The sequence below is a fragment of the Terrabacter sp. 05T424 genome (genome assembly GCF_056396225.1).
This window is the reverse complement of sequence record NZ_JBFTLB010000013.1, coordinates 1-12,743: the sequence shown is the minus strand read 5'-3', so window position 1 is coordinate 12,743 and position 12,743 is coordinate 1. Positions and strand designations below refer to the sequence as shown.

General features: G+C 70.4%; 14 protein-coding genes. 8 read left to right on the top strand and 6 right to left on the bottom strand.

What is annotated here, in order from left to right; genetic code table 11:
* The first annotated feature begins 7 nt into the window (after nucleotides 1-7).
* Entirely contained in the window at nucleotides 8-2,557 is a 2,550-nt protein-coding gene (locus AC1DE0_RS20120) for a DEAD/DEAH box helicase (protein ID WP_478104859.1), read from the top strand.
* A gap of 30 nt (nucleotides 2,558-2,587) precedes the next feature.
* On the opposite strand, the gene AC1DE0_RS20115 is transcribed toward AC1DE0_RS20120, so the two are convergent.
* The gene (locus tag AC1DE0_RS20115) at nucleotides 2,588-3,031 is read right to left on the bottom strand and encodes an SRPBCC family protein (RefSeq protein ID WP_478104856.1); all 444 of its coding nucleotides are present in this window, start codon (nucleotides 3,029-3,031) and stop codon (nucleotides 2,588-2,590) included.
* A gap of 34 nt (nucleotides 3,032-3,065) precedes the next feature.
* Here AC1DE0_RS20115 and AC1DE0_RS20110 point away from each other — a divergent pair, with 34 nt between their 5' ends.
* From AC1DE0_RS20110 to AC1DE0_RS20095, 4 genes are all read left to right on the top strand, one after another.
* On the top strand, nucleotides 3,066-3,920 hold the full coding sequence (locus AC1DE0_RS20110; RefSeq protein WP_478104851.1) for an acyl-CoA thioester hydrolase/BAAT C-terminal domain-containing protein: 855 nt from the start codon (nucleotides 3,066-3,068) through the stop codon (nucleotides 3,918-3,920).
* A 125-nt stretch (nucleotides 3,921-4,045) separates the two neighbouring features.
* Nucleotides 4,046-4,240, top strand: a complete 195-nt coding sequence (locus AC1DE0_RS20105) for a hypothetical protein (RefSeq protein WP_478104847.1) — start codon at nucleotides 4,046-4,048, stop codon at nucleotides 4,238-4,240.
* 89 nt (nucleotides 4,241-4,329) lie between these two features.
* Complete coding sequence (locus tag AC1DE0_RS20100; RefSeq protein WP_478104845.1) at nucleotides 4,330-5,115, top strand: DUF1206 domain-containing protein; 786 nt, start codon at nucleotides 4,330-4,332, stop codon at nucleotides 5,113-5,115.
* Between the two features lie 139 nt (nucleotides 5,116-5,254).
* Complete coding sequence (locus AC1DE0_RS20095) at nucleotides 5,255-5,434, top strand: hypothetical protein (RefSeq protein ID WP_478104842.1); 180 nt, start codon at nucleotides 5,255-5,257, stop codon at nucleotides 5,432-5,434.
* Between the two features lie 77 nt (nucleotides 5,435-5,511).
* Here AC1DE0_RS20095 and AC1DE0_RS20090 read toward each other — a convergent pair whose 3' ends face one another.
* Genes AC1DE0_RS20090 through AC1DE0_RS20080 form a run of 3 tightly spaced genes read right to left on the bottom strand, consistent with a single transcriptional unit; the run spans nucleotide 5,512 to nucleotide 7,974 of the window.
* Nucleotides 5,512-6,243, bottom strand: coding sequence for a phosphatase PAP2 family protein (locus tag AC1DE0_RS20090; RefSeq protein ID WP_478104839.1), 732 nt, complete (start codon nucleotides 6,241-6,243; stop codon nucleotides 5,512-5,514).
* A complete protein-coding gene (locus tag AC1DE0_RS20085; RefSeq protein ID WP_478104836.1) occupies nucleotides 6,240-6,983 on the bottom strand; it encodes a phosphatase PAP2 family protein in 744 nt (247 codons plus the stop codon). The genes AC1DE0_RS20090 and AC1DE0_RS20085 overlap by 4 nt, the downstream gene beginning before the upstream one ends.
* On the bottom strand, nucleotides 6,976-7,974 hold the full coding sequence (locus tag AC1DE0_RS20080; RefSeq protein ID WP_478104832.1) for a diacylglycerol/lipid kinase family protein: 999 nt from the start codon (nucleotides 7,972-7,974) through the stop codon (nucleotides 6,976-6,978). The genes AC1DE0_RS20085 and AC1DE0_RS20080 overlap by 8 nt, the downstream gene beginning before the upstream one ends.
* A gap of 138 nt (nucleotides 7,975-8,112) precedes the next feature.
* Here AC1DE0_RS20080 and AC1DE0_RS20075 point away from each other — a divergent pair, with 138 nt between their 5' ends.
* Both AC1DE0_RS20075 and AC1DE0_RS20070 read left to right on the top strand, forming a co-directional pair.
* Nucleotides 8,113-8,775 carry a DUF1345 domain-containing protein gene (locus AC1DE0_RS20075; RefSeq protein ID WP_478104828.1) on the top strand — a complete coding sequence of 221 codons (663 nt, stop codon included), beginning with the start codon at nucleotides 8,113-8,115 and terminating at the stop codon, nucleotides 8,773-8,775.
* A 109-nt stretch (nucleotides 8,776-8,884) separates the two neighbouring features.
* Nucleotides 8,885-9,277, top strand: a complete 393-nt coding sequence (locus AC1DE0_RS20070; RefSeq protein ID WP_478104824.1) for a nuclear transport factor 2 family protein — start codon at nucleotides 8,885-8,887, stop codon at nucleotides 9,275-9,277.
* Between the two features lie 16 nt (nucleotides 9,278-9,293).
* Here the strand turns inward: AC1DE0_RS20070 and AC1DE0_RS20065 are convergent, their stop codons facing one another.
* Nucleotides 9,294-10,547, bottom strand: a complete 1,254-nt coding sequence (locus AC1DE0_RS20065) for an ATP-grasp domain-containing protein (RefSeq protein WP_478104820.1) — start codon at nucleotides 10,545-10,547, stop codon at nucleotides 9,294-9,296.
* Nucleotides 10,531-11,277 carry an alpha/beta hydrolase gene (locus AC1DE0_RS20060; protein ID WP_478104816.1) on the bottom strand — a complete coding sequence of 249 codons (747 nt, stop codon included), beginning with the start codon at nucleotides 11,275-11,277 and terminating at the stop codon, nucleotides 10,531-10,533. The genes AC1DE0_RS20065 and AC1DE0_RS20060 overlap by 17 nt, the downstream gene beginning before the upstream one ends.
* Nucleotides 11,278-11,463: 186 nt before the next feature.
* On the opposite strand from AC1DE0_RS20060, the gene AC1DE0_RS20055 reads away from it, so the two are divergent.
* Nucleotides 11,464-12,743: 13E12 repeat family protein (locus AC1DE0_RS20055; protein ID WP_478104812.1), on the top strand; the 1,280-nt coding region annotated here is incomplete at its 3' end.

Sequence of the window (12,743 nt, the reverse complement as noted above, 5' to 3'; positions counted from 1 at the left end):
TACTCGCGTGGTGACGAAGAACCTCAGCGAGCGCATCCCACGGGACCCCGACCCCGACGGGCTCTACGAGATCTTCACCGCCTGGACGACTGAGCGGGGGCTCACGCTCTATCCGCACCAGGAGGAGGCGTTCCTCGAGGTCCTGAGCGGCAGCAACCTCATCCTCTCGACGCCCACCGGCTCGGGGAAGTCGCTCGTCGCGACGACGGCCCACTTCACGGCGCTCGCCGAGGACCGCGTGTCCTTCTACACGGCGCCGATCAAGGCCTTGGTGTCGGAGAAGTTCTTCGCACTGTGCGAGCAGTTCGGCGCCGACAACGTCGGCATGATCACCGGAGACGCCTCGGTGAACGCCGACGCACCGATCATCTGCTGCACGGCCGAGATCCTCGCCAACCTCGCCCTGCGAGAAGGCAGCTCGGCCGACATCGGTCTCGTCGTGATGGACGAGTTCCACTTCTACTCCGAGCCCGACCGCGGCTGGGCCTGGCAGGTGCCCATCCTCGAGCTGCCCCAGGCGCAGTTCGTGCTCATGTCGGCGACGCTCGGTGACGTCACGATGTTCCGCGACGACCTGACCCGGCGCACCGGTCGCTCGACCGGTGTCATCACCGGCACCGAGCGGCCCGTCCCCCTCGAGTTCTCGTATGCCGTCACGCCCCTCCACGAGACCATCGAGGAGCTGCTCGAGAAGGACCGCGCCCCCGTCTACGTCGTGCACTTCACGCAGGCGGCCGCGCTCGAGCGCGCCCAGAGCCTGATGGCCGTGAAGATCACGACGCGCGAGGAGCGCGAGGCGATCGCCCAGCGCATCGGCGCCTTCCGGTTCGGCTCGGGCTTCGGCCGCACCCTCTCGCGGCTCGTGCGCCACGGCATCGGTGTGCACCACGCCGGCATGCTGCCGAAGTACCGTCGCCTCGTCGAGCAGCTCGCGCAGGACGGCCTGCTCAAGGTCATCTGCGGCACCGACACCCTGGGCGTCGGCATCAACGTGCCCATCCGCACCGTCCTGCTCACCGGGCTGACGAAGTTCGACGGCACGAAGCAGCGCACCCTCAAGGCGCGCGAGTTCCACCAGATCGTCGGACGGGCCGGACGGGCCGGCTTCGACGCCCGCGGCTGGGTCGTGGCCCAGGCGCCCGAGCACGTGGTCGAGAACCTCCGAGCGCTCGAGAAGGCCGGTGACGACCCGAAGAAGCAGCGCAAGGTCCAGCGCAAGAAGGCGCCCGACGGCTTCGTCAACTGGTCCGAGGAGACCTTCGAGCGGCTCATCGCCGCCGAGCCGGAGCCGCTGCAGCCGCGGCTTCGCGTCTCTCACTCGATGCTCGTCAACCTCCTTGCCCGAGATGGCAACCCGGTGGCCCATGCGGTCCGGCTGCTCTCCGACAACCACCACGAGGTCAAGGACCAGCGCCGACTCCAGCGGCATGCGCTCGTGCTCGCCAAGGAGCTGCTCACCTCGGGCGTCGTCGAGCGGCTCGCCACCGCCGAGTCGTCCGGTCGTCGCCACACCCTGACCGTCGACCTCCAGCGCGACTTCGCCCTCAACCAACCGCTCGCACCGTTCGCCCTCGCGGTGATGGACACCCTCGACCCCGAGTCGGAGACCTACGCCCGCGACCTGGTCTCCGTCATCGAGGCGATCCTGGAGGACCCCCGGCAGGTGCTCTGGGCCCAGGAGTTCAAGGCACGCGGCGAGGCGGTCGCGGCGATGAAGCTCGACGGTGTCGAGTACGAGGAGCGGATGGAGCGGCTCGAGGAGGTCTCGTGGCCCAAGCCGCTCGCCGAGCTGCTCGAGGTGACCCTCTCGGCCTACCGGCAGACGCACCCGTGGATCTCGGCGGACGCCCTCTCCCCCAAGTCGGTGGTCCGCGAGATGTACGAGCGTGGCATGACCTTCAACGAGTTCGTCTCGTACTACGGCCTGTCCCGTTCGGAGGGCCTCGTCCTGCGCTACCTCACCGATGCCTACCGCGCGTTGCGTCGCACGGTGCCGGAGTCGCACCGCACCGAGGAGCTCGAGGACGTCATCGAGTGGCTGGGCGAGCTGGTGCGCCAGACCGACTCGAGCCTGCTCGACGAGTGGGAGGACCTCGTCAACCCGTCCGACGCCGTGGCGTCCCAGGTCGACGTCGCGCCCCCCGCGCGCCCGGTCACGGCCAACGAGCGGGCCTTCACGGTGATGATCCGCAACGCCATGTTCCACCGGGTCGAGCTCGCGGCCCGCGACGAGTGGGAGGCGCTCGGCGACCTCGAGGCACGGGTGGCCGAGCTCACCGACCCGCCGCAGAAGGTCGTCATGACCGCCGACGCCTGGAACGAGGCCCTCGGCGCCTACTACGACGACCACGACGCCATCGCGGCCGACCAGGCCGCCCGGTCGCCCGCCCTGCTCCAGGTCGAGAAGGTGCCCGGCGAGTGGCGGTTGCGTCAGGTCGTCGTCGACCCCGACGACGACCGCGATTGGGGGATCACGGCTGTCGTCGACCTCGCGGCGAGCGACGAGGCGGGGGCGGCCGTGCTCACGGTGACCGCCTTCGAGCGCCTCGGCGGCTGAGGTCAGACGGCTGACGTCAGGCGGCTGAGGTCAGGCTCCGGACTCGGCGAGGCGCTTGAGCTCAGCCATCGCGCCCGTCGTCTGGCCGGGCAGCTGTCGCTTGATCATCGGCGTGAACACCTTGCCGAATCCCTTGGTGTCGATGGTGATGGTGTGCGTGAGCGTGGTCTGCTCGGCCGTCGGTCCGGGGGCGACGTCGAAGTCGACGGTGACGTCCATCATCTTGTCGGTGAACCGGTTGGTCAGCTTGCGGTCCTGCTCTCGCGCGACGACGGAACCGTCCATGACACCCGTCCGCCTGCCGTCCTTGTAGTGGTACTTCAGCCTCGTCCCCACTGCCGTGGGACCCCCGGAGAGGTTGTCGAGCTGCGTGCAGCGCTTGAGCCACTCGGGCGCGCGGGTGACGTCGTCGAGGATGGCGAAGACCGCTGCGGGAGAAGCGTTCACGGTTTCGGTGTGCGAGTAGTCGGGCATGGGCTCATGCTTCCACCATCGGTAGGTTGGGGTGGTGGATCTGCGAACCCGGCCCTTCGACCACGACGGCGTGCTCGTCGCCCCCGCGCACGGTGGCAACGGCACGGGAGTGCTCGTGCTCTCCGGCTCGAGCGGTCGGGTCGAGACCGACCGAGCGCGCCTGCTCGCCTCTGCCGGGGTGTCGGCCGCCCTCACGCACGGCTGGTTCGGCGGCGCGGGCCAGCCATCGGCCATCTGGGAGTACCCCCTCGAGGCCTTCGGCGCCTCGGTGGGGACACTGGCCGCCGAGTGCGACCGGGTGGTCCTGCTCGGGTCGTCGAAGACCGCCGAGGGGTTCCTGCTGTATGCCGCCGACGACCCTCGCGTCGATGCCGTGGTCGCCCTGGCGCCGAGTCACGTCGCCTGGGCCAACGTCGGGCCCGGGCCCGACGGCGAGCTGCGGCCACAGCACTCGTCCTGGAGCCGGGACGGCCGGCCCGTCCCGTTCGTGCCGTACGACGACGACGCCCACCCGGTCGGCGACCCACCCGCGTTCGCGCCCGTCTACGCCCAGAGCCTGCTGACGGCCGCCGCGCTCGTGCCCTCCGCGACGATTCCCGTCGAGCGGTTCTTCGGTGACGTGCTGGTCGTCGCCGGTGGGGACGACCAGGTGTGGCCGGCCGTCGAGTCGGCGCGGGCCGTCGAGGCCCGCCGGACGGCATACGCCCTGCCGACCACCGTCGTCACGCACGCCGGCGCAGGGCACCGGGTCGTCCTGCCCGGCGAGCAGGTGGCGGCCGGCGGCCAGCGCATGGCACGCGGCGGCACCGACGACGCGGACCGCGAGCTGGGCCGCCTCGCTTGGCCGGAGATCCTGCGGGTGCTCGGGCTGCGGGAGCGCGACAGCTAGGACTACCTCAGACCGGTGGGGGCGCCCCGGCGGCTCCACGGTTACGCCGTTGTCCCGATGTGGCCGGGCACGCCTCAGAACGACGCTGGACAGGTCAGCACACCGACCTCGAAGGACTCGGACCCATGCTCTCTCCACACATCATCAGTGCCCTCCTCGTCGAGCGCGAGGCCGACCTGCGTCGCCGCTCCGAGCAGGCCCGGCTACGCCGCCCCGAGCAGTGGGTCGACCCGACGCAGGCACCGTCCGCCCCCGCCGTCCCCGAGGCCGAGCCCCGCTCACGGTGGCACCGCCGGCGCCGTCACCTCCGGCCCGCGTGAGCCCGTGCGACCGAACGTGCCGCTGAAAGGTCCTGCGTGGGTATGTTCTTCAATGCTCACGGGGACCCCTCGACCGACAGGACACGTGCATGGACTCCACAGACGTCAAGGCCGCCTCACGGCGTGCCGGCGACCACCCGGCGCTCGAGACGACCGCGCGGATCGGCTACGCCGTGAACGGCGTGCTCCACATCGTCATCGGCGCCATCGCGCTGAGGCTCGCCTTCGGGTCGAAGGGCTCCAGCGCCGACCAGTCCGGCGCGCTGGGCTCGATGGCACAGAACGGCTTCGGCGTCTTCGTCCTCTGGGTGGCCGTGGTGGCCTGGCTGGGCCTCGCGATCTGGCAGGTCACCGAGGCCATCTCGGGCGGCTTGGAGACGAGCGACCGGCTCAAGGCCGCGGCCAAGGCCGTCGTCTATCTCGCGCTGTCGTGGACCGCCTTCAGGTTCGCGAGCGGCAGCGGCACGTCGAGCAAGAGCCAGTCGGCCGACTTCACGGCCACCCTGATGAAGCAGCCCGCCGGTACGTGGCTCGTCGGCGCGGTCGGCCTGGCCATCATCGGTGTCGGCGTCTACCACGTCGTCAAGGGCTGGAAGAGGAAGTTCCTCGAGGACCTCGAGACGCACCCGAGCCCGTGGACCGTCAAGGCCGGCCGCTTCGGCTACATCGCCAAGGGCATCGCGCTGGCGATCGTCGGCGGCCTGTTCATCCTCGCCGCCGTGCGGCACAAGCCGAGCGAGGCCCGCGGCCTGGACGGCGCCCTGCGCAACCTGCTCGGCGCGCCCGGCGGACCGGTGCTGCTCGCTCTCGTGGCCCTTGGCCTCATTGCCTTCGGCGTCTACAGCTTCGGCCGGGCCCGCCACGCCAGGGTCTGACCACCTGGCAGAAGCACCCGACAAACAGCCCGAAACCGGCCCGGATGGGGCCGGTTTCGGGCTGTTGTCGTCGGTCGTGCATCAGGACGGCCTCCACCTGCTCTGTGTCCATACGCATCACGAGTGCAGGAGGGGCACCATGAACACGACATACCTGAACGAGGCCATCGCCCGTCAGCGCACCGCCGACCTCGGTCGTCGGACGCGACGCGCGCAGCGACCCGTCGTCGACTCGCGGACGACTCCGCGCCGCGGGATCGTCCTCGCTCTCGGGCGGCTCACGCGCCCGTGGCAGGTGCTCCCGGCATCACCGGCCTGACGGACCAGACGCCGATGGCCGGGAACCGCGAAGGTTCCCGGCCATCGATCTGTCCTGACGGCATACGCGTCGGTCGGTCAGCGCGAGACCGCCTCACGGGCCTTGGCGCCGACGCGGCCGCTGTCGGTGCGGCGCCGCAGGTAGTGCCAGGCGAGGAGCGCGCAGACGATGCCGTTGATCGCGCCGACGAGGATGTCGACGAGGTGGTGCATGCCGCGGTAGAGGCGGGCGTACGCCACGAGGAACGGGATGACGGCGCAGACGATGGTGACGAGGCGGCGCAGCCACACGGTCTCGATGCGCTGGGCCATGAGCGCGAAGGTCAGGTAGAGCGCCGCGGACGCCCCGACGTGGCCGCTGGGATAGCTCGACGTGGGCGGCGCGGGGTCGAGGTGCGCGACCTTCGGGCGCGGCCGGTCGGCGATCGTCGTGGCCGCCACGAACACGCTGGCCTGCATGGCGATCGCGATCGCGGGGATGACGGCATACCACCACTGCTTCGTGCGCCACCAGATGAGCGCCACGGCGATGACGCAGACGCCGATGATGATCTCGGTGTTGCCGATGTGCGACCAGACCATGGTGATGGAGTTCCAGAGCTCGGTGCGGCCGCTGGCGACGGAGCGGCTGATGTCCTCCTCCCACGGCATCCCACCGAACGGCCCCGTGATGAGGAAGCCGAAGCCGGTGATCAGGGCGAAGAGGACGATCGCCGGGGCGAGCACCCGCAGCGCGAAGTCGCGCAGGGCCGAGCCGACGGTCGGTCGTGACGAGTCGATCTCGTAGCGGTGGACGAAGGTGTTGTTCACGGATTGCCTTTCGCTTGCTCGGGCCCGGACCTGCCCTCTGGGGGAGGAGCATCGTCCGGGCTCTGGGGGTTCCACCCGAGGTAACCGACGTAGGACGCCGTGCCCAGGCCGACGCCGAAGAGCACCCCGGCCAGGACGTCTGAGGGGTAGTGCACGCCGAGGAAGACCCGGTCGAGCGCAGTGATGACGACGTACGCCGTCAGGCCGGCCACCAGCCAGCGCCGTGCCGTCGCCGACAGCACCGGCCACAGCAGCAGCGTCAGCACCGTCGCGATGGCCGCGGCGTTGGCGACGTGGCCCGACGGGAAGCTGAAACCCGGGGCGTGCGAGACGGGGTCGCTGACGACGGGGCGGGCACGCCGGACGACCTCCTTGAGCACGAGCTGGAGGTTCCAGGCCACCATCATCGTGATGAACGCCCACAGGCACCTCGTCGCGAGCTCACGGTGCCGGCGCCACAGCACGAGGCACACGGCGGAGGCGATGATGTAGACCCACATCGGCTGGGTTGCCTCCTGCCAGACGAGCAGCGCGGTGCGGAACCAGGGGTTGTCACGGGTGACGTCGGTCGCGGCGACGATGAGGCGCTCGTCTAGCTCAATGACGGGCAGGAACTTCTCCCGCACCACGAACGCCAGCGCCGTCACGGGCACGGCGAAAGCGAGCCCGAAGCCGACGGCCTTGAGCAGGCGTCGACCACGGCCCGGGGGCCGCGGAGAGAGTCGACGCCGGTCAGCCAACGCGTACCACCAGGGACCCCGGCAGCACACGCGCCGCCAGCGCGCGATGCGCACCGACCGGGTCGCCGTCGATCTCCGCCTCGACGGGACGCCGGGCCACGACGGTCAGCTCGGCGGCGACGAGGCGGTCGAGACGCGCATGGCCGGCGCGGTGGCGGATGGCCACGTCTGCCAGGACCGACGCCCAACCGAACGGCCCGCGGGGCGCGAGCACCACCGAGTCGAGCAGGCCGTCGTCCATCTTCGCGTCGGGCATCAGCTCGACGCCCCCCTGCAGCGTGCCGCAGTTGCCGACGATGACGGCGCGGGCGTGCTTGGTGACGTCCGAACGCTTGGCGCCGACGACGCCCTCGCCCCCCTTGGCCTTGACGTCTACGGTGAAGCCACGGCCCGACACCTTCTTGAACGCGGCCAGCACGTAGGCGACCCAGCCCACGGCCTCCTTCACCTTCTCGTCGGTGTCGGCCATGATCTCGCCGTCGAGGCCGAGGCCGGCCATCACCAGGAAGATCTCCTCGTCCTCGGCCACGCCGGCCGGGCTGTCCTTGGTCGCGCGGCTCGCCTCGGGCTCGGGCAGGTCGTCGGCCAGACGGACGGCACCCACGTCGATGCGGCGGTCACGGCCCTCGACGAGTGCCTTGGCGGCCTCGTCGAGCGCGCCGACCGGGAGCCCGAGGTTGCGCGCGAGCAGGTTGCCCGTGCCGCCCGGCAGCAGGCCGAGTGCGACATCGGTGCCCACGAGGGCCGAAGCCACGGCGCGCACGGTCCCGTCGCCGCCCAGCGAGGCGACGACCTCGGCGCCGTCACGCACCGCCTCACGCGCTTGCTTCTCGCCCGTCTCCTCGGCCGTGGTCTCCAGCCAGCGGGGCTCGGACCAGCCGTTGTCGGCGCAGACCTTGGCCACGGTCGACTGTGCGTCATCGAGGTCGGCGACCCGGAGCGGGTTGTAGACGACGGTGAGGCGGCGCCGGGCGGTGGGGGCGTCTGACATGTTCGGATCCTAGGGCTCGGGGTCGGAGGGGCGACGGCCGTGAGCTCGACCGCTGGATGACATACCCGCGCCGCGCACCCAGCGCACCACCAGCCTGCTTCCAGCCTCCGGGGCCCGGACGGCGGTAGCCTCCCGAACGTGCCCACCATCCGGCGCCGCCTCGCCATCGCCGCCGTCGTCGGCGTGCTCGCCGGCATCCTGGTCCCGCTCGGAACCACCCCGAGGGTCGGGAGCGGGCCGGGGCGAGGCTTCCTCGTGCACGGCCTCGCCGGCTTCGTCGTCGGGGGCCTCACGTTCGCACTGCCCCTGCTGCTGCACGTGCTCGGCCACGACGCGCCCGCGACCCGCGAGAAGGTGCAGGGCCGCGACGGCGACGCCGCCTGGTACGACGTCGTGGTCATCCTCGTGGGACTGGCCAGCCTGGCGGGCGTCGGCATCCTGCTCGTCGGTGGACGTGATCGCGGCAGCGGGGCGCTCGTCGACGCCCTCGTGGGTGTCGGTGCCGTCGCCGTCGGCTGGCTCTGCGTGCACACCGTCTACGTGCTGCGCTACGCGCGGGTCTACTACGCCGCACCGCGCCCGCCGATCGACTTCAACCAGGACGACGACCCGACGTTCTCGGACTTCGCCTACTTCTCGTTCAACCTCGGCATGGCCTACCAGGTCTCCGACACGGACCTGAAGAGCTCCGACATCCGCCGAGTCGTCCTGGGTCACACGATGCTCGCCTACCTCTACGGCACCATCGTCATCGCGTCGACGATCAACCTCGTCGTGGGCCTCGGCGGGGCACTCGGCTAGGACATTCCGGCAGGAGTCGACCCAGCTCGTGGACACACTCAGGGCGCAGGAATAGCGTTGGTTGGTTCACGAGACACGCGGACGCCGGGGGGTCAGAGAGGAGCTGGACATGGGCGCAACGGAAGACATGGAGGTCGTCCGCCGGGGGTTCGCGGCCTTCAGCGCGGGTGACATGGCGACGCTGAACGACCTCTTCACCGAGGACGCGGTCTGGTACGCGCCCGGCACGGGCACACTGGCCGGCGCGAAGCAGGGCCGGGACAGCATCCTCTCCTTCTTCGGCGATCTGATGACCCGTTCGGGCGGCACCCTGAAGGTCACCCTCGACGACGTGGTCGGCGGCGAAGACCACACCGTGGCGATCGGCCACAACCAGGCGTCGCGCGACTCGCGCACCCTCGAACAGCAGGCCCTGATCGTGTTCGTGCTTCGCGACGGACGTGTCACCGAGGCCAGGCAGTTCTTCGAGGACACGGCCGTCAACGACGCGTTCTGGGACTAGGCCACCCGGAAAGCCTCTAGCCCACTCCGAGGCGGGCCTTCTCGTCCTTGACCCAGAGGCCGAGGAGCCCGCCGAAATGGGCCATGAACTTGTCGCGCTCGTGCGCCGGGTAGGTCGTGACGACCGTGGCGCGCAGGAGGTTCTCGAACGCGTCGGACTGGACCCACTCGAGCACCGCCGCGTCGAGGTGCGGCAGGTAGCGCTCGCACCAGGCCCAGTACTTGTCGGTCTCGAAATACTCGTCGGCGATGGCGATGTAGGCGTCGAGCTTCTGCTCGTCGCTCAGGTCGTCGCGGTCGGCGACGTCGAAGTAGCGGCGCATCTCGAGGTCCATCGGGCCGCGGCGACCTGTGATGACGCAGTAGGCCGACCAGCGCACCAGGGCCTTGATGGCCCACGGGAAGTAGTAGTGCAGGGAGGTCACCGCGACGTCGGGGCACGCGTTGGCGTAGTCGATGGGATAGACGTCGTCGCCCTTGACGAGCATCTCGCACGAGTTGAACTCCCAGCCGAACATGGCGTTGACGATGCGGCTGATGGCGGCTGCCTGGCGCCCGGCGGAGGGCTGGAGGAAGTCGTAGCTCACGGCATACCTGTTGTGCATCGGCTGCTCGGGACGGAAGTCCATGACCATCGTCTCGGGGCCGATCGACAGGGCCCGGGCGAAGTGGTCGTACTCGATCGTCGACTGGAGGTGCATGAGCATCTCTCCGGAGTCGTCGTAGGCCTTGATGAGGTCCTTCTCGTTGTCGATGCGCGAGACCCCGCGCCACCCGCCACCGTCGAACGGCTTCATGTACATCGGGTAGCCGAGGTTGTCGGCGATCCGCTTGAGGTCGAAGGGCCGGTTGTACTTGGCGCTGGTGTAGGCCCAGCGCACGTTGTCGACCGGGTTCTTGTAGGGGACGAGCCAGGTCTCGGGGACCTTGAGCCCCAGGCGCATCAGGGCCACGTAGGCGCTGTGCTTCTCCATCGACTGGAACGTGAAGGGGCTGTTGAGCAGGTAGGTGTCGTTCATCAGCGCGGCCTTCTTGAGCCACTCGCGCGGGTGGTAGTACCAGTAGGCGAGGCGGTCGATGACGAGCTCGGTGCGGACGGGCTGGCGCAGGTCGAACGGCTCGATGGTGAGCCGCTCACTCGTCAGCTCGTGCGTGACGCCGTCGTCGGTCGTGATCGGGCCGACGAGCTTCATCAGCTCCTCGAAAGCGGTCGGCCAGTCCTCCTCGGCTCCCAGCAGCAGTCCGATCAGGTGGTTACGCGTCTGCGGCATGTGCCTCTCCTGCTCGACGGTTCAGGTGCCCCGATCCTTGCAGCAGTGTCAACAGGAAGGGATCGAAGGCGGCCTCCCAGTCGCGCCAGTCGTGCCGTCCCGGCAGCTCGTGCAGCACGACGTCGTGGCCGGTCGCGGCGAGGGTCTGGGCCATCTGGCGGTTGTTGGCCAGGTTGCCCTCGTCGAGGTTGCACGTCATGACGATGCGTGCGTCGGTGCGGCGCTTGCGCGCCCGGCGCACGCTAGCGACGAACGCCGTGACACGGTCCCAGAACTCGAAGTCCTCCTCGTCGTCGAGACGCTTGCGGAAGAAGGACCCCGACTGGAGGAACAGGGCGCCGAACGTGCCCGGGTGGCACCACTCGGTCTGCAGCGAAGCGAGTGCGCCGAGGCTCGCGCCCATCAGGGTGGGTTTGCCTGCGGGGGCGTATGCCGTGTCGACCGCGGGCAGCGCGTGCTGGGCGAGCGCCTCGGCCCAGCTGGGGTTGGCGGCGTAGCGCTCGTTGCGCGCCCCGGGCTCGAGGAGGGCGACGCGGCTGGGCGGGATGCGGCCTTCCTGCATGGCTTGGTGCAAGCGGGAGACGAGGTGGGATCGGCGGGAGTACTCCGGTCCGTCGTGCGCGACGAGCAGCGGTAGGAGCTGGTGCCGGCGGGTCCCGCGAGGCGTCACGACGACGAGCTCGATGTCACCCACGGGGGTGCCCGTCACGGTCAGCCTGTTCCTCGCCATGGCCAGACCCTAGGTCGCACGACTGACAGTGGGCGACACGAGCGGGCGTTCGATGTGGCACGGCCGTGACGAGACACGTTGTGGCGCAAACGAATTCGTTGTCCACAGATTCGCTAGGCCCCTTGAGATCGAGTCGAACACCTGTTCTACTAGAGGTAGTCCAAAAGCCGTGAGGGGAGGCGCCCGATGCCATTCATCGCAGCGGCGAGCCAGTCCCTGCGCCCCGAGCTGCTCGGGTCGTTCCGCGTGCTGCGGGTGGGCGCATCCGATGAGCCGGCCGAGCTCGCGCGGGCCCTCGAGTCCGCGCTGGCGGCGCGTGCCAGGGTCGGGCTGGTCGAGGACGCTGACGTTCCGGGCAGCCACCGAGCCGCATCGGCGAGCCGGGTCTCGGCGGCTGATTCAGCGGACCGGGCGGGGTCGGTGGAGGTGACTGAGAGCCTGCTGCGGGCGAGCGAGCGGGTGATGGCCGACATCGAGGCGCTCGAGGCCGTGAAGGCGCGCGTCGAGGCCGACCTGCTGGCCGCCTATGGCTCGTTGCACACGATCCAGACCCAGCAGATCGCGGCGCTGCCTGCCGGATCGTCTCGACGGGCCGCCGCATTGGTGCCTCCGGAGCGGGTGGTCGCGGAGGAGATCGCGCTCGCGACGGGCGTGGCGGTCGGTGAGGTCGGGCGGCGCCTGACGTTGGCGACGGCGCCTCGTCGTCACCGGCGCGTCCTGGCCGCGCTCCGCGCGGGCGGCACCTCGTTGCACCGGGCGGTGCAGGTCGCGTGCGAGACGGCGCTGCTGTCGGATGCGGATGTCGCGGTGGTGGAGGAGTCGGTGCTGGCTCCGTCCAGGGACGGGCGGGTGGTGGGTCAGCGGAGCTTCACGGCCCGGTTGACTCGCGCCATCGCGTCGGTCGACATGAGGGGTGCGGAGGAGCGGCGGGCGCACGCGAAGGCCCGGCGTGGGGTGTTCGGGCGGATGGTCGGTGACGGGATGGGCTGCCTGAGCGTGACGGCCGATGCGGGCACGGTCGCGGCGATCATGGACCGGCTCGACACCCGTGCTCGCGCCGCGCGAGGCGGAGGGGACTCGCGGACCCTGGACCAGCTGCGCTGCGACCTGGCCACCGAGGCCCTGCTGCGTGACGCCCTCGCCGATGCGTGTGACGGGCCTGCGCCTGCGCCGGCCACCGGTGACGCGGCGGCGCGGGTGTGGCTCGTCGTGCCGTTCGAGGTCGCCATCGGGGACTCGGACGCGGCGTGCGAGCTGCCCGGGCACGGCTGGGTCACCGCCGCCCATGCGCGCGAGATGATGACCCGCCCCGGCTCGGTCTGGCAGACCCTGCCCGTCGACATCCGCGACGGCCACGCGATCAGCCGCCCCACCAAGAGCTACCGGCCCACACCCGCGATGGTCGAGCACGTCCGAGCGGTCGACGGAACCTGCCGCGGCCCCGACTGCCACGTCCCCGCGACCCG

Coding starts and splice junctions, on each gene's coding strand:
- AC1DE0_RS20105 (WP_478104847.1), top strand. CDS start 4,046: ATGCTCTCTCCACACATCATCAGTGCCCTCCTCGTCGAGCGCGAGGCC.
- AC1DE0_RS20115 (WP_478104856.1), bottom strand. CDS start 3,031: ATGCCCGACTACTCGCACACCGAAACCGTGAACGCTTCTCCCGCAGCG.
- AC1DE0_RS20100 (WP_478104845.1), top strand. CDS start 4,330: ATGGACTCCACAGACGTCAAGGCCGCCTCACGGCGTGCCGGCGACCAC.
- AC1DE0_RS20060 (WP_478104816.1), bottom strand. CDS start 11,277: ATGGCGAGGAACAGGCTGACCGTGACGGGCACCCCCGTGGGTGACATC.
- AC1DE0_RS20095 (WP_478104842.1), top strand. CDS start 5,255: ATGAACACGACATACCTGAACGAGGCCATCGCCCGTCAGCGCACCGCC.
- AC1DE0_RS20065 (WP_478104820.1), bottom strand. CDS start 10,547: ATGCCGCAGACGCGTAACCACCTGATCGGACTGCTGCTGGGAGCCGAG.
- AC1DE0_RS20080 (WP_478104832.1), bottom strand. CDS start 7,974: ATGTCAGACGCCCCCACCGCCCGGCGCCGCCTCACCGTCGTCTACAAC.
- AC1DE0_RS20070 (WP_478104824.1), top strand. CDS start 8,885: ATGGGCGCAACGGAAGACATGGAGGTCGTCCGCCGGGGGTTCGCGGCC.